20 protein-coding genes are annotated in these 23073 nt (G+C 74.2%); 10 read left to right on the top strand and 10 right to left on the bottom strand.

Annotated elements, in window-relative coordinates:
* Nucleotides 1-43: 43 nt before the first annotated feature.
* Nucleotides 44-622, top strand: coding sequence for a GNAT family N-acetyltransferase (locus ACLQ20_RS09255; protein ID WP_358119723.1), 579 nt, complete (start codon nt 44-46; stop codon nt 620-622).
* Nucleotides 623-734: 112 nt separating this feature from the next.
* Here ACLQ20_RS09255 and ACLQ20_RS09260 read toward each other — a convergent pair whose 3' ends face one another.
* Nucleotides 735-1733 carry a hypothetical protein gene (locus tag ACLQ20_RS09260; protein ID WP_225852103.1) on the bottom strand — a complete coding sequence of 333 codons (999 nt, stop codon included), beginning with the start codon at nt 1731-1733 and terminating at the stop codon, nt 735-737.
* 433 nt (nt 1734-2166) lie between these two features.
* On the opposite strand from ACLQ20_RS09260, the gene ACLQ20_RS09265 reads away from it, so the two are divergent.
* The gene (locus ACLQ20_RS09265) at nt 2167-3792 is read left to right on the top strand and encodes a pentapeptide repeat-containing protein (protein WP_327028128.1); all 1626 of its coding nucleotides are present in this window, start codon (nt 2167-2169) and stop codon (nt 3790-3792) included.
* Nucleotides 3793-3855: 63 nt separating this feature from the next.
* On the opposite strand, the gene ACLQ20_RS09270 is transcribed toward ACLQ20_RS09265, so the two are convergent.
* Nucleotides 3856-5334 (bottom strand): glutamate--cysteine ligase, encoded by a 1479-nt coding sequence (locus ACLQ20_RS09270; protein ID WP_151453896.1) that lies wholly within the window; start codon nt 5332-5334, stop codon nt 3856-3858.
* Between the two features lie 183 nt (nt 5335-5517).
* On the opposite strand from ACLQ20_RS09270, the gene ACLQ20_RS09275 reads away from it, so the two are divergent.
* Entirely contained in the window at nt 5518-5856 is a 339-nt protein-coding gene (locus ACLQ20_RS09275; RefSeq protein ID WP_132237982.1) for a DUF3817 domain-containing protein, read from the top strand.
* 4 nt (nt 5857-5860) lie between these two features.
* Here the strand turns inward: ACLQ20_RS09275 and ACLQ20_RS09280 are convergent, their stop codons facing one another.
* Both ACLQ20_RS09280 and ACLQ20_RS09285 read right to left on the bottom strand, forming a co-directional pair.
* Nucleotides 5861-6721, bottom strand: a complete 861-nt coding sequence (locus ACLQ20_RS09280) for an alpha/beta fold hydrolase (protein ID WP_425855021.1) — start codon at nt 6719-6721, stop codon at nt 5861-5863.
* A gap of 47 nt (nt 6722-6768) precedes the next feature.
* Nucleotides 6769-7317, bottom strand: coding sequence for a hypothetical protein (locus ACLQ20_RS09285; protein ID WP_425855359.1), 549 nt, complete (start codon nt 7315-7317; stop codon nt 6769-6771).
* A 142-nt stretch (nt 7318-7459) separates the two neighbouring features.
* Here ACLQ20_RS09285 and ACLQ20_RS09290 point away from each other — a divergent pair, with 142 nt between their 5' ends.
* From ACLQ20_RS09290 to ACLQ20_RS09300, 3 genes are read left to right on the top strand one after another with little or no spacing between them, the layout of a single operon-like run.
* Nucleotides 7460-8584: a Vms1/Ankzf1 family peptidyl-tRNA hydrolase gene (locus ACLQ20_RS09290; protein WP_151453876.1), complete on the top strand. Its 1125-nt coding sequence runs from the start codon at nt 7460-7462 to the stop codon at nt 8582-8584.
* Nucleotides 8577-10337 (top strand): thiamine pyrophosphate-binding protein, encoded by a 1761-nt coding sequence (locus tag ACLQ20_RS09295; protein WP_151453875.1) that lies wholly within the window; start codon nt 8577-8579, stop codon nt 10335-10337. Before ACLQ20_RS09290 ends, ACLQ20_RS09295 begins: the two co-directional genes overlap by 8 nt.
* A gap of 51 nt (nt 10338-10388) precedes the next feature.
* Complete coding sequence (locus tag ACLQ20_RS09300; protein ID WP_151453874.1) at nt 10389-11477, top strand: iron-containing redox enzyme family protein; 1089 nt, start codon at nt 10389-10391, stop codon at nt 11475-11477.
* A 203-nt stretch (nt 11478-11680) separates the two neighbouring features.
* Here the strand turns inward: ACLQ20_RS09300 and ACLQ20_RS09305 are convergent, their stop codons facing one another.
* Nucleotides 11681-11911 carry a CDGSH iron-sulfur domain-containing protein gene (locus ACLQ20_RS09305; protein WP_311410258.1) on the bottom strand — a complete coding sequence of 77 codons (231 nt, stop codon included), beginning with the start codon at nt 11909-11911 and terminating at the stop codon, nt 11681-11683.
* A gap of 223 nt (nt 11912-12134) precedes the next feature.
* Between ACLQ20_RS09305 and ACLQ20_RS09310 the strand changes: the two genes are divergently transcribed.
* Both ACLQ20_RS09310 and ACLQ20_RS09315 read left to right on the top strand, forming a co-directional pair.
* A complete protein-coding gene (locus ACLQ20_RS09310) occupies nt 12135-13547 on the top strand; it encodes a hypothetical protein (RefSeq protein WP_151456369.1) in 1413 nt (470 codons plus the stop codon).
* A 228-nt stretch (nt 13548-13775) separates the two neighbouring features.
* The gene (locus ACLQ20_RS09315; protein ID WP_151456362.1) at nt 13776-14918 is read left to right on the top strand and encodes a SigB/SigF/SigG family RNA polymerase sigma factor; all 1143 of its coding nucleotides are present in this window, start codon (nt 13776-13778) and stop codon (nt 14916-14918) included.
* 59 nt (nt 14919-14977) lie between these two features.
* Here ACLQ20_RS09315 and ctaD read toward each other — a convergent pair whose 3' ends face one another.
* From ctaD to ACLQ20_RS09340, 5 genes are all read right to left on the bottom strand, one after another.
* Nucleotides 14978-16978, bottom strand: coding sequence for an aa3-type cytochrome oxidase subunit I (ctaD, locus tag ACLQ20_RS09320; RefSeq protein WP_151456363.1), 2001 nt, complete (start codon nt 16976-16978; stop codon nt 14978-14980).
* 105 nt (nt 16979-17083) lie between these two features.
* Nucleotides 17084-17812 (bottom strand): STAS domain-containing protein, encoded by a 729-nt coding sequence (locus tag ACLQ20_RS09325; protein ID WP_151456364.1) that lies wholly within the window; start codon nt 17810-17812, stop codon nt 17084-17086.
* A gap of 104 nt (nt 17813-17916) precedes the next feature.
* Entirely contained in the window at nt 17917-18369 is a 453-nt protein-coding gene (locus ACLQ20_RS09330) for a DUF4383 domain-containing protein (RefSeq protein ID WP_151456370.1), read from the bottom strand.
* A 172-nt stretch (nt 18370-18541) separates the two neighbouring features.
* Nucleotides 18542-19699, bottom strand: a complete 1158-nt coding sequence (locus ACLQ20_RS09335; protein ID WP_327028132.1) for a glycosyltransferase — start codon at nt 19697-19699, stop codon at nt 18542-18544.
* A gap of 73 nt (nt 19700-19772) precedes the next feature.
* Nucleotides 19773-20771 (bottom strand): glucosyl-3-phosphoglycerate synthase, encoded by a 999-nt coding sequence (locus ACLQ20_RS09340; RefSeq protein ID WP_192581519.1) that lies wholly within the window; start codon nt 20769-20771, stop codon nt 19773-19775.
* A gap of 208 nt (nt 20772-20979) precedes the next feature.
* On the opposite strand from ACLQ20_RS09340, the gene ACLQ20_RS09345 reads away from it, so the two are divergent.
* Nucleotides 20980-21987 (top strand): Gfo/Idh/MocA family protein, encoded by a 1008-nt coding sequence (locus tag ACLQ20_RS09345; RefSeq protein ID WP_425855024.1) that lies wholly within the window; start codon nt 20980-20982, stop codon nt 21985-21987.
* Nucleotides 21980-23068 (top strand): zinc-dependent alcohol dehydrogenase, encoded by a 1089-nt coding sequence (locus tag ACLQ20_RS09350; RefSeq protein ID WP_425855026.1) that lies wholly within the window; start codon nt 21980-21982, stop codon nt 23066-23068. The genes ACLQ20_RS09345 and ACLQ20_RS09350 overlap by 8 nt, the downstream gene beginning before the upstream one ends.
* The last annotated feature ends 5 nt before the right edge of the window (nt 23069-23073 follow it).

Consider the following 23073-nt stretch of genomic DNA (forward strand, 5'->3'; position numbering starts at 1 on the left):
CTTCGGGACCGCGCCGGTGCCGGCGGGTGGGTACCGTGCCGGGATGGTGACGGACCGATCGAGGTACCCGGGCGCGGAGGTGGCCCGCGACGGCGTGCGGCTGCGCCCGGTGGCCGAGGGGGACCTGCCGATGCTCGTCCGGTTCGCCGTCGAGCCGGGTCTGGTCGGGCTGGACTGGCACGGGTTCCGGGACCCGGGGGCGCCGGCGCGACGATTCGCCGCCGACGGCTGGCTCGGCGAGGAGGATGGCCGCCTGGCCGTCGAGGTCGAGGCGGAGCAGGCCGCCGCCGGCGTCGTCGGCTACCGTGCCGGCCGGTACGGCGGCGCGGCGATCCACTGGGAGATCGGCATCGTGTTGCTGCCGGAGTGGCGGGGGCGGGGAATCGGCTGGCAGGCGCAGGCGCTGCTCTGCGACTACCTGTTCTGTCACACCCCGGCGCAGCGCGTCCAGGCCGGCACCCACCCCGAGAACGCCGCCGAGCAGCGGGCGCTGGAAAAGGCCGGATTCCAGTTGGAGGGCGTGCTGCGCGCCTGCGAGTTCCGGGCCGGCCGGTGGCGCGACGGTTGGCTCTACAGCCGGCTGCGCGACGACCCGTCGCCGTGGGACCGCCCGGAGGACTGACCGAGCCGGACGCCGGTCCTGTGGGACGGACGCTCCGGTGGGTCGTGCCGCCTCGCGGTCGGCCGGGTCCGGGGACGACGGGGCACCGCCGTCCCCGGACCTCGTCACCGGCTCAGGCCCAGGGGGCCGTCGGGTACCAGGGGATGATCTCGCGGCGGGCGAGCAGCCGCACGTCCCAGTAGAGGAACGTGAAGGCGCCGGCGACGATGAACGCGACCGCGGTCAGGACCGCCAGCCGGCTCGGCCGGGCGCTGAACCAGCGTTGCAGGCGGGAGCCGGCGAGCCAGGCCAGCAGCAGGAACAGCACCGCCATGATGACGATGTTGCCGAGGGACTGAAGCGTGAACGCCGCCGCGCCGTAGAGCGGGTTGCCGCTCTCGGCGGCGTCGCGGAACATCTGCCGGAACAGCGCGAAGGGCCGGCCGATCAGGAAGCCGGCGATCAGCGCGCCCATGAAGACCATCGGGGCGTTGGGGAACCGTCGGGCGATTCGGGCGAACGGGTCCGGCACGACGCCCAGCGCGGCCAGACCGAGATAGATCATGATGATCCCGATCACGCCGAAGACCACCATGGACTGGATGCTCCTCGGTGACAGCCCGCCGGGGGCGTTGGGAGCGGTGGAGAACTGCGGCATCGACGTGCCGACGAGGCCGACGACCGCGCCGTAGGCGGCCGACACCGCGACCATGCCCACCGACATCCAGCCCAGCGGCTTCAGCGGCGCGACGATCCGGCTGAACCTGCCGCCCGTGGTGCCGGTCAGCGGGGCCAGGGCGCCGAACGCGGCGATGTTGCAGGCGGTGAACGTACCCGCGATGCCGGAGACGAAGGCGAACATGATGCCGGCCGCGATGCCCTGGATGGGCGTCTCCTTGGCGTCGTGGCCGAGCATTGTGTTGGCGACGTTGTCGCCGATGGTCCGGTCCACGAACTCCGCCGACCAGATGACGGTCAGCAGGAACCCGCCGAGGACGCTGAGGAGGATGATCAGCCCTCGCCGCCGGGGAAAGTGCCCGTTGACGAACGCGGACGTCGCGGTCCGCGCGGTGTCGGGGCCGAACCGGACGGGCGCGTCGGGTCGCTGGGGGGACCTCTGGGTCTGCGTCACATGCGCTCCTCGAAGGTGAGGGAGGGGCCGGTGGGAAGGGAAGGCGGGCGCCGACGCCCGCGACGAATGGCCACCGGTCGACGTGGACGCGCCCACGCGACCCTCCGTGAGCGGCGAGTCACGTGGAGCGATGTCCGCGTTTCATGATGGGCCGACCGTCGTCACCTCGTTTCTTCAATCGTGCGCGATTTCCTGACCCGATCTGCCCCCGTCAGGGCGCCGGCGACTCCGAAACAGGCCGACCGGCCGCCTCCGGCAGCGGGTGGGCCGACGGTCGCGGTTGGCAGCCGCGGGCGCAGGCGGTGACGCCGTCGGAGAGCGCCATGACGACGGGGTGTGTCGCCCCCAGCCGCTATCCTGCGCCGGCACGTCGGGGGACGGCCCCGGCGGGAAACCCCGGCGGGCGGGCTGTCGCGTCGGTTCTGGAGGGCGCATGGCAGTCGAGGAGAGGGGCGTCGAGGCGTGCCGGACCGCCGCCCAGGTCGTCGAGGCGACGGGCCCGGAGCGGGGGTCCGCCCTGCGGCGGCTCGCCGAACTCGGCGCGGCCCGTCCCGCGCTGCGCCAGGTCGCGGCCGACGCGGTCTGCGCCTACCTGCGTACGCCGCCCGCCCCGGACGGCACGGACGCCGACGCGCGACGCGAGGCGTCGCGGGTGCTCGCCGGGCTGCTGCTGCGCCCCGCTGCCGGGGCGGTCGACGGCGCGGGCGAGGGCGCCGGGGCGGGCGAGGGCGCCAGGACGACCGACGCCGCCGGAGCGGCCGAGGGCGCCGGGGCGTCGCCGGGGCCGGACCTCGCCGTGGACCTGTCCGGGGCGACCCTGGTGGATGCCGACCTTGGCCGCTGCGAGCTGGCCGAGGCCCGCTTCGCCGACACGCGGTTCTTCGGGTCGACCTCCTTCGCCTTCGCCCGGTTCACCGGCGACGCGGTCTTCGCCCGTGCGGTCTTTCACGGCGAGACCCGGTTCGACGACGCCCGGTTCGCCGCCGACGCCGTGTTCGGCCGAGCCCGGTTCCGGGGCCCGGCCAGCTTCGACCGGGTCGCCTTCGCCGGGATGGCGTGGTTCGGGCGGGGCGAGGAGGAGCTGTGGGAGGACGACCCGGCCTGGGACGACGTCGAGAACGTCGACCCCGCCCCGTGGGACGAGCCGAACGAGGACGACCCGGGCTGGCCGGCCGCGGTCCTGATGGGTGACTACCAGGGCTGGGCGGAGGGCGGGGACGGGGCACGTTTCGTCGGGGCCGCGTCGTTCCGGTGGGCCCGCTTCGACGGCCCTGCCTGGTTCGGCAAGGCGCGGTTCGGCGCGGAGGCGACGTTCCGGGACGCCGAGTTCGGCGGGCTCGTGCACCTGGACCAGCCCGCCGTGGACCTCACCGGCGCCCGGTGGGCCGGCGCGGCCGACGGCGAGCCGATGTGCTGGCCCCTCGGCTGGGTGCCCGAGCCTGGGCCGGACGGCGCGAGCGTGCTCGTGCGGGACGGACCCGTCGCGCCCCGCACCCGCCAGCTCGCCGACCGGGATTCCGCTGTCCGCCGCGTGGGGCTGCGGGCTCTCGGCGAACTCGGCGACGCGAGGCCGGAGCTGCGCCAGCGCGTGGTCGACGCCGTCTGCGCGTATCTGCGGGTGCCGCTGCCGTTCGACGTGACCGGCGAGCTGACCCCCGCCCAGGCCGGGGAGGTCCAGGCGCGGCGCGACGCGCAGCGGCTGCTCGCCGAGCGGCTGCGTCCGGCGAGCGCAGTGCCGGGCGGGGCGCGGCCACCGCACTGGCCGGAGACGAACCTGCCGCTGTGCGGCGCGACGCTGGTCGACCTCGACCTCAGCGGCTGCCAGGTCGGCTACGCGGACTTCACCGGCGCTCAGTTCCACGGAACCACCCGGTTCGACGCCAGCGGGTTCGCCAGCGCCGCCTTCCGGCTCGACGGTCGGCAGGGGCGGGCCTCGTTCCACGGCGACGTCACCTTCGCCGGGGCGCGGCTCGACCGCTGGCACAACGTCCGGGAGGTCCTCGGCGGCGTCGTGTTCCACGCCAAAGCCGTGCTCGACGACCCGGACGTCGAGCCCTGACCGTGTCCCGGACCGACGCGCGTCCGGGCCGGCGGGGCACCCCCGCCCCCGTCGTGGTCCCGGTCAGGGGATGGGCCACTCGTGGACCGGCCGGTTGGTGTGCATCAGCGTCACGTAGTGCCGCACCACCTCACGCAGCGCCTCCGGCCGGTCGAGATGGTCGGCGGACTCCAACCGGTGCAGGGTCTCCACCTGCCAGCTCGCCCCGTTGCGGCCGGTCAGGCAGCGTTGCTCGATGACGCCGAGCAGCCGGTCCCGCTCGGCGGGGTCGAGGCCCCACCGGTCCAGCCCGTGGTGGGCCAGCGGCAGCAGCCGGCGCAGCACCAGCTCGGTGACCGGGAGATAACCGAGGCCGGGCCAGAAGACCTGGGCGTCGATGCCGTAGCGGGCGCAGGCGTTGAAGTTCTCCTCGGCCGCGCTGAACGACATCTGCGACCACAGCGGCCGGTCGGCCTCGGCGAGCGCCCGGACGAGACCGAAGTAGAAGGCGCCGTTGGCCACGGTGTCGAGCACCGTCGGCCCGGCCGGCAGCACCCGGTTCTCCACCCGCAGGTGCGGGCGGCCCTTCAGCACGTCGTACACGGGGCGGTTCCAGCGGTAGACGGTGCCGTTGTGCAGCCGCAGCTCGGCGAGCCTCGGCACGTCCCCCCGGGCCAGGGCCTCGGCCGGGTCCTCCGCGTCGCAGACGGGCAGCAGCGCCGGGAAGTAGCGCACGTTCTCCTCGAACAGGTCGAACACCGTGGTGATCCAGCGCTCGCCGAACCACACCCGGGGGCGTACGCCCTGGGCCTTGATCTCCTCCGGCCGGGTGTCGGTGGCCTGCTGGAACAGCGGGATGCGGGTCTCCCGCCACAGCTCCCGGCCGAAGAGCAACGGCGAGTTCGCCCCGAGGGCCACCTGGATACCGGCGATCACCTGCGCGGCGTTCCAGTAGTCGGCGAACTGGGCCGGGCTGACCTGGAGGTGGAACTGGGTGCTCGTGCAGGCCGCCTCCGGGGTGATGGTGTCGGCGGTGACCGCGAGCCGTTCCACGCCGTTGATCGCGATCCGCAGGTCCTCGCCGCGGGCGGCGAAGATCTGCTCGTTGAGCAGCGCGTAGCGCGGGTTGGCCGACAGCGTCTCGGCGGTCAGGTGCTCCGGCCGCAGCGTCGGCAGGACGCCGATCATCACCATGTGCGCGCCCACGTCCCGCGCCTTGGTCTCGGCGGCGTTGAGGCTGGCCCGCACGGACTCCTCGAACTCGCGGGTGCCGGTGCCGGCCAGCCGGCGCGGCGCCACGTTGATCTCGACGTTGAACTGGCCCAGCTCCGTCTGGAAGGCCGGGTCGGCGATGGCGGCCAGCACGTCGGCGTTGCGCATGGTCGGCAACGAGTCGTCGTCGACCAGGTTCAGCTCGATCTCCAGCCCGGTCATCGGCCGTTCGACGTCGAACCGGGACTCCCGGAGCATTTCGGCGAAGACGTCCAGGCACCGCCGTACCTTCTCGCGATAGCGGGCCCGGTCCTCGCGACTGAAGGTCCGTACGCCGACGTCCTCGCCCATGGTCACCGCCCTGTCACCGTTGGTTCCCCTAACCTCGCACGCTTAGGGCGGGCCGGGGAAGACCCGAAGCTCCTTGTACGTACCCAGCTCGGGCCCGCGTGATCCCTGTCGCCTCCGCCCGTCGTGCCGTCGGCGCGGCCGGCGGGGTGGTTAGCATGTGCGGCAACCGGTGGGGGAGTGACGATGCGCGAGAAGATCACCAGGCTCTTCGTGGCGGCGGCGATCGCCGAGGCCTGCTCCTGGCTGGCCCTGCTGATCGGCATGGCCGTCAAGTACGGCCCCCCGGGCAACGAGATCGGCGTGCAGATCTTCGGCCCGATCCACGGCGCGCTCTTCGTCGCGTACGGCCTGCTGGTCCTCGCGATGGCCCGGCTGCACCGGTGGCGGCCCTGGCCCACCCTCGTGGCCCTGGCCTGCGCCGTACCGCCGTTCGCCACCCTGATCTTCGAACGCTGGGCCGCCCGGCGCGGGATGCTGCGCACCGCGGGCGAGCCGGACCGGCCGCTGACCCCCGTCGGCTGACCGGTCAGCCGGCGAGGAAGTCGGCCAGCGCGGCGGCGAGCTGCTCCGGGGCCTCCTCGGCCATGTGGTGGCCCGAGTCGATCGCGGCCACCCGCACGTCGTCGGCCCAGTCCCGCCAGATCGCCGCCGGGTCGCCGTACAGGTCGACCATGTCGTCCCGCTCCGACCAGCCGAACAGCACCGGGCAGGCGATCCGCCGCCCGGCGGCCCGGTCGGCGTCGTCGGCCGCCCGGTCGGGGCCGAGCCCGGCGCGGTAGTCCTCGCACATCGCGTGCACCGTCGCCGGGTCGTGGATGGCCCGGCGGTAGTCGGCGTACGCCTCCTCGCCCATGGCTGCCGCCGACCCGCCGTACCAGGCGTCCGGGTCGGCGGTGATCACCCGCTCCGCCGGCTTGTCCGACTGGCCGAGGAAGAACCAGTGCCACCAGCGGGCCGCGAACCGGGCGTCGGCGCGCGCCAGGGCCTCGCCGATCGGCACCCCGTCGAGCACGCCCAGCCGGCTGACGCGCTCCGGGTGGTCCAGCGCCGTGCGCATCGCCGCGTAGCAGCCCCGGTCGTGCCCGATCACCGCCGCGCGGTCGTGGCCGAGCGCGTCGAGCAGGCCGACCACGTCGCGGGCCATCGCCCGCTTGGCGTACGTGGTGTGCCCCGGGTCGCTCGGCGGCTTCGACGAGCCGCCGTAACCGCGCAGGTCCGGGCAGATGACGGTGTGCTCGCGGGCGAGCAGCGGCGCGACCCGGTGCCAGGTCGCGTGGGTGCGCGGATGGCCGTGCAGCAGCACCACGGGTGGCCCCGAGCCGCCGTGGCGTACCCGCAGTTGGACCTCGCCGACGTCGATCCGCTCCAGCGTGAATCCCTCGAACATGTCCGCCACCGTGCCCGCGGGCGCGCCGCCGGAAACCGCGCCGGCCGTCAGGTCAGCGTGGACCAGGCCAGCACGGCGGCGACCAGCACCGTGCCCAGCACCGCCTGGAGCAGCAGCGGCGGCCCGAGGTGCGACCACAGGGTGGCGGTACGCGGGGTGAGCAGCTGGCCCGTCGTCAGGTTCACGATCCGCTCGATCTTCGGCGGCAGGTCCGGGTCGCCCTGCGGGCGCAACGTGAGCTGCACGTGGTCGGCCGGGTGCAGGGCGCTCTGCGGCAGGTGCCCGTGCAGCTCGACCTCGCAGAGCCGCCCGGCGGCGTCGCGCAGCCGCACCGGGGTGACCAGGTATTCCGGGCCCTTCTTCAGGTCCTTGAAGCTTCGTCGGGCCGCGCCGGAGCTGGCGGAGAACAGGGAACGGGCCAGCGCCATCAGCAGGCCGGCGATCCCGGCCGCCACGAGCACCGCGACCAGCACCGGCTGGCCGATGCGCACCTCGCGCGGGTAGCCGTCCATCAGCCGGACGATCCGCCCAGTGACGATCCGGCCGGTCGGATGGACGATCCGCCGGATGTGCAGGTCGCTGTCCATCTCCACCACCCAGAGTCCGGTTGCGTTCACTCATGGTATCGGTCGTCCGGGTTGAACGACATGAATGAAATGCGGTCACGCGCTCGCGGCGGCCAGGTGACAACCGCAGCGGCACGGGTAAGCGGGGGGCCGAGCTGGAAAGGGGTCGAGCATGCAGCTGTCCTTCCTGCGCCCGCTCTACGACCGGCCGGGGCCGTGGGTCTCGGTGTACCTGGACGCGTCCGCCAACACCGAGGACGCCCACCCGGCGCTCGATCTGCGCTGGCGCGCCCTGCGTGACCAACTTCAACAGCAGCGCGCCGACGTGGACACCATCGACGCCGTCGAACGCGTCGTGCGGGGCCACGATCCGATGCCCGGCGGCTACGGGCTGGCGGTCTTCGGCGCCCGGGGCCGGGTGGTGCTGTCGGAGTACCTCTCCGCCCCGCCGCTGCGGGACCTGGCCGCGTACACCTCGTTGCCGCACGTGATGCCCATGCTGGCGCAACGCGGCGAGCAGGTTGCCTGGGTTCGGGTGCTGGCCGACCGGACCGGCGCCGACGCCATGGCGATCAGCGCCGGCGGCGTGCCGCGCCGGGCCCACGTGAGCGGCCGGGAGGACTTCCAGCTGCGCCGGGTGCAGCCCGGCGGCTGGTCGCAGTCGCACCACCAGCGGGCCGCCATGGAGGCCTGGCACCACAACGCGGGCGACGTCACCGCCGCCACGGTGGAGCTGGCCGAGAAGGTCGGCGCGGAGGTGGTGGTGGTCGCCGGCGACGTGCGCGCCACCGGCGTGATCGCCGCCCAGATGCCCGAACGTTGGCAGGACCTGATGGTGCGCACCGACGCCGGGTCCCGGGGCGGCGGCGCCGACCAGAGCCTGCTCGACGACCTCACCGTGCAGACCATCGCCGAGGTGGCCGACCAGCGGATCACCGCAGTGCTGGACCGGTTCGGCATGCAGGAGGACGTCGGCGCCGGGCTGGACGCCGTGGTGTCCGCCCTGCAACGCAACCAGGTCGAGACGATGCTCATCGTCGACGACCCGTCCGCCACCGGGGAACTCTGGATCGGGCCGGACCCGACCGAGATCGCCACCGACCCGGGGCAGCTCGCCGCCATGTCCGTACGCGACCCGGAGAAGGTCCGCGCCGACGCCGCCCTCGTGCGCGCGCTGGTCGGCACCGACGCCGAGCTGACCGTGCTGGGCCCGGACGAGGCACCGGAGCTGACCGACGGCGTCGGCGCGGTGCTGCGCTACGTCGACTCCGGCACCCCGGGGCGTGGCGATGGCTGAGCGAACGGTGGCCGACCTGGTGGTCGAGCGCCTGCGCGCCTGGCGGGTGCCGCGGGTCTTCGGCTACCCCGGGGAGGCCATCGCCCCGGTGGTCGAGGCGTTGGACGCCTCGGGCGGGGACCCGGAGTTCGTGCCGGCCCGGCACGAGGAGACCGCCTCCTACATGGCCACCGGGCACGCCAAGTTCACCGGCGGGATCGGGGTCTGCCTGGCCACCCAGGGGCCGAGCGCCGTGCAACTGCTCAACGGCCTCTACGACGCCAAGCTGGACAGCAAGCCGGTGGTGGCGATCGTCGGCGAGGACGTCTCGGGCCCGCTCGGCGGCGCCCACCAGGAGATCGGCCTGAGCCGGCTGTTCGCCGACGTGTGCAACCAGTTCGTCCGCTACGGCCGTACGCCCGACGGGGTGCCGGCCCTGCTCGACCAGGCGTTCCGCACGGCCGCCGCCACCCGCAGCCCGGTCTGCGTGGTGCTGCCGCGGCAGTTGCAGGAGGCCACCGTGCCCGACCTGCAGTCCCACGCGGCTGGGGTGCTCTCGGCGACGCCGGGCGAGCCGCTGGCCCGGGTCCTGCCGCACGACGCCGACCTGGACGCGGCCGCCCAACTGCTCGCCAACGGCCGGCGGAGCGCGATCCTGGTCGGGCAGGGCGGCCGGGGCGCGGCCGGAGAGATCGTCGCCCTCGCCGACCGGCTCGGCGCCGGGGTGGCGACCTCGCTGCTGGGCAAGCCGGTGCTCGACGAACGGCTGCCCTTCCACGCCGGCGTGCTCGGCGAGGTCGGCACCCCGGCCGCCGCCGAGCTGATGGGCGGCTGCGACACGCTGCTGCTCATTGGCACGAACGATCCGTGGACGGACTACTTCCCGATGCCGGGGCAGGCCCGCACGGTGCAGATCGACATCGACGGCCGCCGGATCGGCACCCGCTACCCGGTGGACGTGCCGCTCGTGGGCGACGCCCAGGAGACGCTGCGGGCGTTGCTGGCCCGGGTGCCCGACCGGCCGAACGCCCGGTGGCGGGAGACCGTCGAGGGCTCGGTCGACCGGTGGCGGGCCGAGCGGGCCGACCGGGCCGCCGCCCCCGCCGAGCCGGTGAACCCGCAGCTCGTGCTGCACGAACTCTCCACCCGGGTCCCGCCGCGCGGGGCGGTGGCGGTGGACGTCGGATCGGTCATGTACTGGTACGCCCGGCACCTGGAGCTGCCGCCGGGCGTCAACGCGCAGCTCTGCGGCACGCTCGGCACGGTGGGCTGTGCCCTGCCGTACGCCGTGGCGGCCAAGCTCGCCGCCCCGGACCAGCCGGTGGTCGCCCTGCTCGGCGACGGCGCGATGCAGCTCAACGGGCTGGCCGAGCTGATCACCGTGGCACACCACTGGCGGGAGTGGCGCGATCCCCGCCTGGTGGTGCTGGTGCTCAACAACCGGGACCTGTCCGGCATGGGCGGCGGTCGTACGCCGACCGACCCGACGCGCCGCCGGCCCGACGTGCCGTACGCCGGCTGGGCGCGCCTGCTCGGCCTGCACGGGGTGCGGGTCGACCGGCCGGAGCTGGTGGGGGCGGCCTGGGACGAGGCGCTGGCGGCCGACCGGCCCTGCGTACTGGAGGCGGTGGTCGACCCGGCGGTGCGGCTGGCGCCGCCCGAGCCCGCGTTCGCGGACCTGCGCGAGGTGTTCGCCGAGGGCGACGCCGCCCGGCGGGTACGCGACCGGATGCTCGCCGCCGGGGTGGCCGTGGAGGTCGACGACCTCGTTTAACGCTCCAGTCGAGGGGCACTGAGGACGGGCAGTACGACGCTGGAGGTCACCTTGTCAGAAGCCCCGGACCGCCGGTACGGCCCCGCGCCCCTGCCGCAGCCCCGCGGGCCGGTGTCGACGGCGCTGCTGGACGCGCTGCGGCGGGCGCCGCACGACCTTCCGGCGGGGCTCGGCGCCGGGCTCGCCCCCGCCGACGCCCTCACTGACGAGGACCTCCAGCTCACCCTCTTCTGCTGCTACGAGCTGCACTACCGGGGCTGGCAGGGCGTCGACGAGGACTGGGAGTGGCAGCCGTCCCTGCTCGCGCTGCGCGCGTACGCCGAACGGCACTTCGAGGCGGCGGTGCGCGCGCTGGTGGGGCTCCTGCCGGCGGCGCTGCCCGGCGGGGTGCCGGCGGCGCTGGCCGACGTGGTCGCCGCCGACGACGGGCCGTCGCTCGCCGGCCACCTGCAACGCCGGGCGTCGCTGGCCCAGTTCCGGGAGTTCGTCACGCACCGCTCGATCTACCACCTGCGCGAGGCCGACCCGCACAGCTGGGCCCTGCCGCGCCTCGGCGGGCCGGCGAAGGCCGCCCTGGTGGAGATCCAGATGGACGAGTACGGCAACGGGCGGCTGGACCGGATGCACGCCGAGCTGTTCCGGGTCACCCTGGCCGAGCTGGGACTGGACACCGGATACGCCGCCCACCTGGACACCGTACCGGCGGTCACCCTGGCCACCAACAACCTCATGTCGCTGTTCGGGCTGCACCGGCGGCTGCGCGGGGCGCTGCTGGGGCACCTCGCCGCGTACGAGATGACCTCCTCGCTGCCGAACCGCCGGTACGGCAACGGGCTGCGCCGCCTGGGCCTGGGCGAGGCGGCCACGCGCTTCTACGACGAGCACGTCGAGGCCGACGCGGTGCACGAGCAGATCGCCGCCTACGACCTGTGCGGCGGGCTGGTCCGGGTGGAGCCGGCGCTCGCCCCGGACGTCCTCTTCGGCGCCGCCGCCGCGCTGGCGGTGGACCGGCTCTTCGGCGCGCACCTGCTGGACGCCTGGACCGCCGGCCGCACCTCCCTGCGCGCCACCGCCGCGCCGATCCGCATCGACCTGCGCGACCGCCCGCGTCCCGGCGGCAGACCCGCCGCCGTCGCCTGACCCACCCGGCTTCACCCCGCCCCGCCCCGCAGTGCGGCCCGCCCCGCCCCGCCGTGCCGTCCGTGGATCATGCAGTTGTGGCGCCCCGCAAAAGCCTCGAAACACCAGCTTCCGCCCACCAGAAGTGCATGATCGACGCGTCCAATCGCCGCAGCCGGCCACCGGGGCGCGCGTGGGTGGGCGCAGGGCGGGGCAGGGGGGGGTCAGGGGGTTTCGCGGGTGGGGGCGGCGCGGAAGTTGACGGCCTTGTGGGTGCCGTCGCAGAACGGCTTGAGCGCCGACTTCCCGCAGCGGCACAGGGCCACCGTGCCCCGCCGCGCGTCGATGGTCTCCCCGTCGGGGGTGACCAGGGCGAAGTCGCCCCGGACCAGCAGCGGGCCGTCCTGGTAGGGGGTGATGGTGGCTGCCGCGGGAGTGTCGTCGTCGGTGCGCATGGGCGCTGAAGTGCCCCTTGCTCCGGCACTGAAACCCCAGCTCACCGGCGTGCCGTCGCGGTGCGTGACCGGCGTCGTCACCCGGTTCGGCGGTTCGGCGGTGGCCCGCCCGGGATCTTCTGATTGCTCCCGCCCGGTGGGGGATGCCCCGTTTGAACCCCATCGGGACGGGAAGCCGGGCCGCGTGGTGAGCGAACGAGGCAAGGTGGAGCCGGGGCACAAGGTGCGCAAGGGGCTCACGGCCGAGGGTGCCGGGCTGGCGGGCGACCGGGTGGTGGCCGCCGGCAGCGCCGCGCGGGTGCTGGTGGCCGCCACCGCGCGGGCGCTGCGCGGCACCGACTGCGCCGACCTCGGACACCCGGGACACCCGGGGCCGCTGTCTCGGTTCGTCGGCGCGCCCGAACCGGTGCGCCGGGCGGCGGTGATCCGGGCGGCCGGCCGGGTGGCGCTCACCCCCGGCCAGACCGCCGAGGTCGACGCGGGCCGGGTCGCCCGCTGGTTCGCCGAGCAGTACCCGCGCCGCCGCTACCCGGGCGCCCTGATCGGCTCCCCGCACGGCGCGGCCGCGCACCTGGCGATGGCGCTCGGCGTGCCCTGGCTGCCGGCCGGGTTCGAGATGACCGTGCACTGGGCGCAGGGCGCCGTCGACCGGCCGCAGGCCGCCCTGGACCACGGTGCCGCCCTCACCGCCCGTCTCCTCGGCGGCAACGCCGACCTGCACGTCCGTCAGGTGCACTGCCCCGCGAGCCGGGGCGCGCTGGCCGGCGCCACGGTGTCGCTGGCGGCCCGGTGGCGGTCCCTGCCGGCCGCGTACGCGCGGTTCCTGGCCGACCGGCTGGAGCCCGGCGCCCCGGTGCTGCTGCTGCGCGACGCCCGCACCTGGCCGGTCTTCGACTCCGCCCCGGGGCACAGCTTCCAGGTCGGCTGCCCGGGCAGCGGCCTCGACCCGGTCGACTTCCACCCGGACAGCCACGCCCTGCGCCAGGTGCTCCGTTCGGCTGGCGGGGACGGCGCGCACTGGGAGCCGCCGGAGGTCGCCTCGCCGCCCGAGCCGGCGGAACACGGCGTGGAGTCCGGTTTCGAGGCCGGCGTCCAGGAGTGGGCCGGCGGGCACGGGCATCCGCTGCACCGGGTCCTCGTGCCGCGGCCGGAGGCGCTCAGCGCCGCGACCGCCGACCTGTACCGGCGCTGGCTGCGCGCGGCCGGCAAGACCGGCGACCGGCTGGTGGTGGAGTGCGGCCGGCTCCTCGACCCGTGGCAGGTGGTCCGGGCCGGCATGGTGCCGTACTGGTGCGAGAACGCCACCCGGCGCAGCGTGGAGGCGGCGGAGTGGTGGCTCGCCGGGAGCGAGCCGTTCAGCTCGGTGGACGTGCTGCCCGAGCCGCCCGGCCTGCGGTCGCCAGCGCTGGCCGGGCTGCCCCAGTGGCTGGCCGTCGCCGGCTTCGGGCGCCGCCGGCGGGCGCTGGACCGCACCTCGGCGCGCGGCTACCCGGTCACCTCGGTGCCCACCCGCCGGGCGACGGAGGTGCTGCGGGCGCAGCCGTACGACCTGCCGACGCCGCCGCCGATGACCGTCCCCGAGGCTCTCGCGGCGCTGCGCGACGGCGGCTCCCACCAGGGGTTACTCGTCTGTTGAGTCGGCCCTTTCGAAACATCCTCGCGAACCCCGGGTCCCGTGATTGAGTACCTACGGAGCGGGAACACCGCTGGCTGCGACGGCCTGATCACGCCGTCCGGCGTGGCGCCGTCGCCCGCTGACATCCCAGTCATGTGACCCATTTTCCGGCCCGGGCGTGGTGCGACCACGCGCGCGCACGACCGGTTTCCTGAATCCGGGCGGGGGACCTTCCTGAGGGAGGCGCGGATGTTCGGACAGACCACCACGACCACACCACCTCCGACCGATCGGGGTCTGGAGGACCTCGACGCGGCCGCACTGGCGTACGCGGCGCGGATCGAGGGCCTACCGCCCGAACGACGCCAGGAGGCACGTGACGACCTCGTCCGGTTCGCCCTGCCGTTCGCGGGCCGGCTGGCCCGCCGCTACCGGGGGCGGGGCGAGCCGCTGGAGGACCTGGAGCAGGTCGCCCGGCTCGGCCTGGTCAACGCCGTCGACCGGTACGACCCCGAGCGGGGCTCCTTCACCGCATACGCGGCCATCACCATCGTCGGCGAGATCAAGCGGCACTTCCGCGACCGCACCTGGGGCGTGCACGTGCCGCGCCGGCTGCGCGACCTGATCCTGGAGGTCGGGCAGGCCACCTCCGCGCTGACCAGCGAGCTGTCCCGGGCCCCGACGGTCGCCGAGCTGGCGGAACGGCTGGAGACCCCGCAGGAGGAGATCCTCGCCGCGCTGGAGTCGGCCGCCGGCTACAGTCCGGCCTCGCTGAACGCCCCCGTCGGCGGGGAGAGCTCGGCGGAGTTCGGCGACCTGGTCGGCGAGTCCGACAACGCGCTGGAGTCCGTCGACGACCGGGTGACGGTCAGCGGGCTGCTGCACCGGCTGCCCTGGCGGGAGCGGCGCATCCTGGCCATGCGCTTCTACGGCAACCAGACCCAGGCGGAGATCGCCGCCCGCTTCGGCATCTCCCAGATGCACGTCTCCCGGCTGCTGTCGCGGGCGCTGACCTGGCTGCGTCAGGCGATGCTGGCCGACGCCCCGCCGCCGTGGCAGAACGGGACCGCCGAGTCGTCCGAGCCGGCGAAGACCAGGATCTCGGTGCGGCACAACGGCGACCGGGTGGTCGTGGAGGTCGGCGGGGAGGTCGACCGGGACGGCGCGGACCAGCTCCGCCGGGCGATGCTGGAGGCGGTGACCGGGCAACCCGCCGAGGTGGTGGTCGACCTGGTGGGCGCCGGTGGCTTCGACGCCGGCGGCATCGCCGCGCTGATGGCGGGCCGCGAGGCCGCCGCCCGCACCGGGGTACCGCTACGGCTGACCCGCGTCCAGCCGGCCGTGCGCCGCTCACTCACCGCGGCGGGCCTGGCGGCGGCCCGCGAGGGCTGAGACCACGTCGCGAAGAGGGCCGGCACCCCCGGGGTGCCGGCCCTCTCGCGTACGCCCGCTCAGCGCTCGGGCGTGTCGCCGGGCCCGCGCGGATGCCGCCAGCGCTCCCTGGCCTGCGGCTCCCGGTCGCCGCCGGGGCGGGTCTCCTCCGGCTCGTCGGTCTGCTCGAAGCTGGGCCGACGGATGTCGTCCGGCTCGGGGACGTCCACGGGCCGGGCCCCGGACTGCGCCGCGGGCTGGAACGCGGCGGCCTCCCGCGCGCCGTGCGCCCCCTCGGCGGCCGGCGCCTCGGGCACGTGCCTCTCGCGGTGCAGCTCGTCGCCGAAGTCCTGCGGCGGCTTCGTGGTGCGCTGGGGCAGGTCCCGGCCGAGGTCGGCGACGAGCGGACCGTACTTGGCGTCGAAGGCGGGTCGCTCCGAGCGGATCCGGGGCATCCGGTCGAAGTTGCGCAGCGGCGGCGGGCAGGTGGTGGCCCACTCCAGCGAGTTGCCGAAGCCCCACGGGTCGTCGACGTTCACCATCGCCCCGTAGCGCCAGGACTTCCAGGCGTTCCAGATGAAGAAGAGCGTGGACGCGCCGAGCACGAAGGCGGAGATGCTGGAGATGGTGTTCAGGGCGGTGAACCCGTCGGACGGCAGGTAGTCGGCGTACCGGCGGGGCATGCCCTCGTTGCCCAGCCAGTGCTGGACGAGGAAGGTGCCGTGGAAGCCGAGGAACATGGTCCAGAAGTGGGCCTTGCCGAGCCGGTCGTCGAGCAGCCGTCCGGTCATCTTCGGCCACCAGAAGTAGAAGCCGCCGAAGAGCGCGAAGACCACCGTGCCGAACAGCACGTAGTGGAAGTGCCCGACGACGAAGTACGTGTCGTGGGTGTGCCAGTCCGCCGGCGGGCTGGCCAGCAGCACCCCGGTGAGGCCGCCGAAGAGGAAGGTGACCAGGAAGCCGATCGCGAAGAGCATCGGCGTCTCGAAGGTGATCTGCCCCTTCCACATGGTGCCGATCCAGTTGAAGAACTTCACGCCGGTGGGCACCGCGATCAGGTAGCTCAGGATGCTGAAGAACGGCAGCAGCACCTGGCCGGTGGCGAACATGTGGTGGGCCCACACGGTCATCGACAGCACGGTGATCGCGATGGTGGCCAGCACGAGGCCGGTGTATCCGAAGATCGGCTTGCGGGAGAAGACGGGGATGATCTCGGTGATGATGCCGAAGAACGGAATCGCGATGATGTAGACCTCGGGATGGCCGAAGAACCAGAACAGGTGCTGGTAGAGCATCGGGCCGGCGGTCCCCGGGTCGTACACGTGGGCGTTGAGCAGCCGGTCGGCCGCGAGCGCCAGCAGCGCGGCGGCGAGCAGCGGGAACACCAGGATCACCAGCACGCTGGTGAAGAGCATGTTCCAGGTGAAGATCGGCATCCGGAACATGGTCATGCCCGGCGCGCGCAGGGTGAGGATCGTGGTGATCAGGTTGACGGCGCCGAGGATGGTGCCCAGCCCCGAGATCACCAGGCCGATCACCCACATGTTGGCGCCGACGCCGGGGGAGTGCTCCTGGCTGCTCAGCGGCGAGTACGCGGTCCAGCCGAAGTCGGCGGAGCCGCCCGGGGTGAGGAATCCCCCGAGCACCATCAGGCCGCCGAACAGGTAGAGCCAGTACGCGAGGGCGTTGAGCCGGGGGAACGACACGTCGGGGGCGCCGATCTGGATCGGCACGATGTAGTTGGCGAACCCGAACGCCGCGGGGGTGGCGAACAGCAGCAGCATGACCGCGCCGTGCGAGGTGAAGAGCTGGTTGTACTGCTCGGCCGAGAGGAACTGCAGGTTGGGCCGGGCCAACTCGGCGCGCATCAGCATCGCCTGGATCCCGGCGACCAGGAAGAAGCCGAACGAGGTCAGCAGGTAGAGCAGGCCGATCTGCTTGTGGTCGGTGGTGGCCAGGAACCGGGTCAGTTTGCCGCCGGGAAGCGCCTTGCGCAGCGGCCCGGGGTAGCCGCCGAAGCGTGCCGGCGCCAGGATCGCCGGTCCTCGGTCGCGTGGTTCCGTGGTTACCCGCTTGGGCATGTGACTCTCACCCCGCCAGACGACAGATAGGACGGCGCGGCTACCCGCCCCGCATCCCATGAAACCAGGCGACAGCGGTTATTCAGGCGAGAGTGGTAAATTCGGTCAATTCGCGGGCAGTATGGCCCAGACGACCTTCCCGTCGCCGGCGGGGGCGCTGCCCCACCGCTGGGCCGTCTCGCGGACGAGCAGCAGCCCCCGGCCGCCCTCGGCGCGCAGGTCGGCGGCGCCGGCCCGGACCGCGGTCCGGCTGCCGTCGGCGACGACCAGGTGCAGGTACGGCCGGCACAGGGTCAGCGTCACCTGCATCGGTGTGCCGGCGTGCCGGACGACGTTGCCGACCAGCTCGCTGAGCACCAGCGACGCCGGCCCGACGGTTTCCGGCAGGTTCCAGCGGGCGCACGCGTCGGTGACCAGCTCCCGCGCCCGCCGGCAGGCCTCCGCCACCGGTTCGAGCCGGGCCCGCAGCCGGGGCGCCGCCGCCGCGTTCGCCACCCGGGTCGCCTCGTCGCAGTCGCGGCGCACGGGCACCACCCGGCAGGCGGTCGACTGGGCCAGCCAGGTCGCCGCCTCGCCCGGCGGGGCGCACAGCACGACGGGCACCGCCGGCCAGCCGGCCGCGCGACGGGCGATGGCGGCGAAGACCGAGAGGGCGAGCCGGTCACGGACGGTGACGTCGGTGAGGTCGACCACGAGCGCGTCGGGCTGGCTGGCGAGGCAGCCGTCGAGCGCGTCGTGCACCGTGCGCATCGTGCCGAGATCGAGGCCGCCACGCAGGCGTACGACGGTCACCGGCGACTCGTCGTGCACCTCGCAGGTGATCCGGCTCGGCATCGGGCGCCCTCGTTTCGCATCGTCGGGGATCTGCGAACTACCCGGCCGCGCGGAGGGTCAAACGGACCGGCCGGGGCGTCGCCGCCCCGGCCGGTCACGATGCGTCACCGGCGGGTCCGGTCCCGCGTGGTCAGGATGCCGAGCGCGATCATGCCCAGGCCCAGGAACAGGTGCAGCCAGTTGTCGGCGTTGTTGACCGGGATGAAGTTGGCCGCGCTGTCATGGTCGATCACCAGGCCGTAGAGCCAGAGCACCAGGTAGATCGCGCCGCCGCCGACCAGGTACGTCCGCGCGCCCGTGACGGTGCGGGCCAGCAGCAGCCCGGCCACCCCGAAGAGCAGGTGGACGATGTTGTGCAGCACCGAGACCTGGAACAGGCCGAGCAGCTTGGATTCGGAGTCGTGCCCGGCGAAGCGCAGGTCGCCGAAGTTGCTGGTGATGCCCGGCACGAAGCCGAGCACGCCGACCAGGAGGAAGACCACCGCCACGGCGGTGGCGGCCCGCCGGACGGGAGCCCTGCCGTCGGCCGGGTTGTGCCGGGCGCGGGAGTGCGCCATGGGACCGGTCACCGCCGTCTCCTCACTGTGCGAGAACGCTGAGTGGATCGCGCCTTCCCGCTGCCCCCACCGTCAAACCCCACCGCCGGGGGACCGCCCCATCCAGGCGCCGGCACACAGCCGGGGCCGGCCCACCGTGACGGCGGGCCGGCCCCGGGGTGCGGATCGCCGGTCAGGCCGGTTGCAGGCGCGGTGCGGCGGCGAGCTGGCGGACCCGCTCGTAGAGGCCCACGTACTTCTCGGCCATCACCGCGGGGGTGAAGCGGACGGCGGCCTCGCGCCGGCACTCGTCCGGATCCAGCAGGCCGGCGGCCAGCAGCAGATCGCCCAGCTCATCCTCGTCGGCGGTGAGCAGGCCGGTGCGGCCGTGCTCGATCAGCTCGGGCAGGCAGCCCCGGGCGGTGGCCACCACCGGCGTGCCCAGGGCCAGCGACTCGACCACCGCCGTGCCGCCCGGCTCCTCCCAGCGCAGCGGGAACAGCGAGGCCCGGGCGCCGGCCAGCAGGTCGTCGCGTTCCTGCCCGGCCACGGTGCCCACCCAGCGGACCAGGTCACCGTCGACGTGCGGCGCCACCTCGTCGTAGAAGAACCGGACGTCCGGGTTCTGCCGGGCCTCGTCCCCGGCGGCGGCCAGGTCCTCCGGCCGGTGGTACGGGCCGACGGGCCCGGCGAGCACCAGCGGCACCCCCACCCGCCGGGCGAGGCGCGCGCCCACGTCCTGGCCCTTGCCCGGGTTGATCCGGCCGAGGATGATCAGATAGTCGCCCTTCTCCACCCGGGGCCGACGGTCCGCGTCGACGGCGAGCGGGGTGGACAGGTGCACGTGGCCCACCGAGTGCTCCCGCAACGCTTGGGGCGCGCGGGCCAGCTGCGAGGCGGAGACCCCGTTGACCCGGACCCGGTCGCCGCCGTCGACGTTGCCGTAGAGCGCCGGGTGCTTGGCCAGGTCCCAGTGCAGCGTGTGCAGGGCCGGCGGGGCGTCCGGGCCCATCGCGGCGAGCGTCGCCAGGCCGACCGCCTCCACATGGTCGTGCACCAGGTCGATGTCGTCGCGCGAGTGCAACGCGCGCACCACGCCGTTCAGGTGCGCCTGGGAGATGCCGCAGACCTGGTTGTACGGCCGTTGCAGGGCGTGGAACTGCCCGTCGGGAAAGACGGAGAACTTCTCGTCGACCGGCAGGGTGCTGCTGTCGACCGACGCGAGCACCACCCGTACGCCGAGCCGGCGCAACTCCGGCACCAGCGTCGCGATCACGTTCTCGATGCCGCCGTAGCCGGGCGGCGGCACGGACAGCCACGGACCGGCGTTCATCAGGACGGTGAGGCTCATGCGGGATTCCTTCCCTCGGCGGGGGCCTGGGCCGTCCGCGTCCGGTCGTTCGCGGTCACGGGGGGTCGCGTGGTCACGCCGCGGCGACCCGTCGGCGGGGGATCCGGTGCCGCAGCTCGGCCAGGGGCGGCCGTTCCTCGACGGAGACGTCGCTGACGACGATCTCCCGGTCCAGGTTCGGCAGGGCGTCGGAGCCGCCGCGCCGGAACTGGGTCAGCAGCGCGGCGGGCATCGCCCCCGGTGCCGCCCAGCCGCGCCGCTGCAGCCGCGACCAGGCGGTGAGCATGATCTGGGCCGACATCCGGCCCAGCGCGGCCGTGTCCTGGTGGCGGTGCTTGCGCTCGCCCAGGTCCACCTGGGCCAGCGCGTCCAACCCGACCAGCTCGAGCAGGTCGATGAGCATCGCCGTCTCGACCCCGTAGCCGGAGACGAACGGCACCCGCTCCAGCACCTCCCGGCGGCCGGCGTACTCACCGGCGAGGGGCTGCACGAAGCCCGCCAACTCGGGCCAGAACAGGTTCAGCATCGGCCGGGCCATCAGCTCCGTCACCCGCCCGCCGCCGTCGGCCTCCACACTCGACGCCCCGACCAGCGGGCGGTGGTAGAAGCCCTTCACGAAGTCCACCGAGGGATCGGTCAGCAGGGGACCGATCAGCCCGGTCACGAAGTGCGGACGGAACTCGCGCAGGTCGGCGTCGATGAACGCCACCACGTCGCCCTCGGCCGCGGCCAACCCCGCCCAGAGCGCGTCGCCCTTGCCGGTCAGCCGGGGCAGGCCCCGGGTCATCGCGTCCTGGCTCACCACCTCCGCGCCGGCGGCGCGGGCCACGCTGGCGGTGCGGTCGGTGGACCGGGAGTCCACCACGATCAGCTCGTCGACCAGGGCCACCCGCTCCATCAGGTGCTCGCGGATCGTCGACACGATCGCGCCGACCGTGGCCTCCTCGTTTCGGGCCGGCAGGACCACGCTGACCCTGCTGTCCCCCTTGGCGCGGATCAGCCGCCGCGCCGGCCAGTCACCCGCCGACGTGGTGCGGTAGGTGGCCCACGCCTCCACCACCGGTGACACCATCGTTTCCGTATTCCGCACAGGCACCCCCAGATCGTGGCGGAAAAACCTTCCCTGTTTTTCCCACTACCGCACTCGCGCTAACGCAGCATGCCTAACAGCTTGATCACGTCAGTGACGTGACCGGGTTCCGCCCTGGTGAACGTTTGGTTGCGCGCACGCGGGGGGAGTGCAGTCGCCGAACGCGAAACTGTGGCGAAGGGGCTCTTACATGCGCACGTGCCGGGTGGGACTGGTTGGGGCCGGCGGGGTGGCGCAACGCCACGCCCGGGTGTTGGGCGGCTTCGCGGACGTGGAACTGCTCGGGGTGACCGACGTGGTGCCGGAGGCGGCGGCGGAACTGGCGGACGCGCACGGCGCCCGGACCTTCGGCGACGTCGGGGAACTGCTGGCCGCCGGGCCGGACGCGGTCTACGTCTGCGTGCCGCCGTTCGCCCACGGGCCGGCCGAGGAGGCGGTCGTCGCGGCCGGTGTGCCCATGTTCGTCGAGAAGCCGGTCGCCGTCGACCTGGTGACCGCCGAGCGCATCGCCGACCTGGTGACCGGGCGGGGGCTGCTCACCGGCGTCGGGCACCACTGGCGGTACCTGCCGGTGGTCCAGCAGGCCCGGGAACTGCTCGGCGACCGTCCGGTGCGGATGGTCAGCGGCGCGTGGTGGGACAAGGTGCCCCCGGTGGCGTGGTGGTCGCGGCGGGACCGCTCCGGCGGCCCCGTGGTCGAGCAGGCCGCCCACGTGCTGGACCTCATCCGGTGCCTGGTCGGCGAGGCCACCGAGGTCACCGCGTACGGCAACGGCACCCCGCCGCCCGTCGACGGCGCCGACATCGACTCGGTGACCACCGCGACGCTGCGCTTCGCCGGAGGCGCGGTCGGCACGCTCACCGCCGCCTGCGTGCTCGGCTGGAAGCACCGCGCCGGACTGGAGATCCTCGCCGACGGGCTGGCCCTCTCGCTCAGCGAGGACGGCCTGGTCGTACGCGACGCCGACGGGGAACGCCGCTTCGACGCCGATCCCGAGGCCGCCCGGGTGGCCGTGGACCGGGCCTTCGTCGACGCGGTCCGGGGCGTCGGCGACGACGTCCGCGTCCCGTACGCCGAGGCCCTCGGCACCCAGCGGCTCGCCCTCGCGGTCGCCGACTCCGCCCGCACCGGCCGGCCCGTACGGCTGGACACGCCCGTCGCCGCGCCGCTCGCCGCGGGGGTGACCGTCGATGCGTGACCACGTCGTGGTGGTCAGCGGCCCGGGCCGGGTGGAGCTGGTCGAGCAGGACGCCGCCGAGCTGACCGACGGCACGTTCCGGGTCGAGACGCTGTTCAGCGGCGTCTCCGCAGGCACCGAACTCAGCTACGTCAAGGGCACCAACCCCTACCTCAACGTCACCTGGAACGCCGACCTCGGGCTCTTCCAACCGGGCGCGGCCAGCACCCCGTACCCGGTGACCCGGCTGGGCTACATGCAGGTGGGCCGGGTGGTGGAGAGCCGTACGCCGGCCGTCGCCGTGGGCACCGTCGGCGCGATGACGTACGGCCACCGCACCGGCTGGGTCGCCGACCCGGTCGCCGAGCGGTTCGTGCCGCTGCCCGAGGACCTCGATCCGCTGCTCGGCGTCTACGTCGCGCACATGGGGCCGATCTGCGCCAACGGGGTGCTGCACGCCGCCGCCGACCTGCACGGCGCCGACGTGCGGTCGCTGGGCGACGGGGTGCGGGGCCGCCGGGTCGCGGTCGTCGGCAGCGGGGTGGTGGCCCTGCTCACCGCCCTGTTCGCCAGGCGGCACGGCGCCGCCTCGGTGGTGGTGCTCGACCCGACCCCGCAGCGGCGGGCCGTCGCCGAGGCGCTGGGCCTGGAGACCCTCGACCCGGAGGCCGACGACCCGGCGGTGGTGCTCAAGACCCGCTGGGCGCACGGCCCCGGCGACCGGGGCGCCGACGTGGTGTTCCAGTGCCGGGGGCAGGCGTGGGCGTTGCAGCTCGCGCTGCGCCTGCTGCGCCCCCAGGGCACGGTCGTCGACCTGGCCTTCTACCAGGCCGGCGCGGACGCGGTCCGGTTCGGCGAGGAGTTCCACCACAACGGACTGTCGCTGCGGTGCGCGCAGATCGGCCGGGTGCCGCGCGGGCTCGCCCCCACCTGGGACCGGGAGCGCCTCTCCGCCGAGACGATCGACCTGCTGCGCGCGTACGGGGACGTGATCCGCAAGCACCTCGTCTCGGCGGTGGTGCCGTTCGAGCAGGCCCCGGCCCTGCTGACCGATCTCGCCGAGCGGCGCCGCCAGGAGCTCCAGGTGGTGCTGACCGCCTGAGGCCC

The organism is Micromonospora sp. DT46, assembly GCF_049841735.1.
GTDB lineage: Bacteria > Actinomycetota > Actinomycetes > Mycobacteriales > Micromonosporaceae > Micromonospora > Micromonospora reichwaldensis.

What these genes read in the sequence shown, in the direction of transcription:
- ACLQ20_RS09255 (WP_358119723.1), top strand. Translation starts at nt 44, where the DNA reads ATGGTGACGGACCGATCGAGGTACCCGGGCGCGGAGGTGGCCCGCGAC.
- ACLQ20_RS09265 (WP_327028128.1), top strand. Translation starts at nt 2,167, where the DNA reads ATGGCAGTCGAGGAGAGGGGCGTCGAGGCGTGCCGGACCGCCGCCCAG.
- ACLQ20_RS09270 (WP_151453896.1), bottom strand. Translation starts at nt 5,334, where the DNA reads ATGGGCGAGGACGTCGGCGTACGGACCTTCAGTCGCGAGGACCGGGCC.
- ACLQ20_RS09275 (WP_132237982.1), top strand. Translation starts at nt 5,518, where the DNA reads ATGCGCGAGAAGATCACCAGGCTCTTCGTGGCGGCGGCGATCGCCGAG.
- ACLQ20_RS09280 (WP_425855021.1), bottom strand. Translation starts at nt 6,721, where the DNA reads ATGTTCGAGGGATTCACGCTGGAGCGGATCGACGTCGGCGAGGTCCAA.
- ACLQ20_RS09290 (WP_151453876.1), top strand. Translation starts at nt 7,460, where the DNA reads ATGCAGCTGTCCTTCCTGCGCCCGCTCTACGACCGGCCGGGGCCGTGG.
- ACLQ20_RS09295 (WP_151453875.1), top strand. Translation starts at nt 8,577, where the DNA reads ATGGCTGAGCGAACGGTGGCCGACCTGGTGGTCGAGCGCCTGCGCGCC.
- ACLQ20_RS09305 (WP_311410258.1), bottom strand. Translation starts at nt 11,911, where the DNA reads ATGCGCACCGACGACGACACTCCCGCGGCAGCCACCATCACCCCCTAC.
- ACLQ20_RS09315 (WP_151456362.1), top strand. Translation starts at nt 13,776, where the DNA reads ATGTTCGGACAGACCACCACGACCACACCACCTCCGACCGATCGGGGT.
- ctaD (WP_151456363.1), bottom strand. Translation starts at nt 16,978, where the DNA reads ATGCCCAAGCGGGTAACCACGGAACCACGCGACCGAGGACCGGCGATC.
- ACLQ20_RS09325 (WP_151456364.1), bottom strand. Translation starts at nt 17,812, where the DNA reads ATGCCGAGCCGGATCACCTGCGAGGTGCACGACGAGTCGCCGGTGACC.
- ACLQ20_RS09330 (WP_151456370.1), bottom strand. Translation starts at nt 18,369, where the DNA reads ATGGCGCACTCCCGCGCCCGGCACAACCCGGCCGACGGCAGGGCTCCC.
- ACLQ20_RS09335 (WP_327028132.1), bottom strand. Translation starts at nt 19,699, where the DNA reads ATGAGCCTCACCGTCCTGATGAACGCCGGTCCGTGGCTGTCCGTGCCG.
- ACLQ20_RS09340 (WP_192581519.1), bottom strand. Translation starts at nt 20,771, where the DNA reads ATGGTGTCACCGGTGGTGGAGGCGTGGGCCACCTACCGCACCACGTCG.
- ACLQ20_RS09345 (WP_425855024.1), top strand. Translation starts at nt 20,980, where the DNA reads ATGCGCACGTGCCGGGTGGGACTGGTTGGGGCCGGCGGGGTGGCGCAA.
- ACLQ20_RS09350 (WP_425855026.1), top strand. Translation starts at nt 21,980, where the DNA reads ATGCGTGACCACGTCGTGGTGGTCAGCGGCCCGGGCCGGGTGGAGCTG.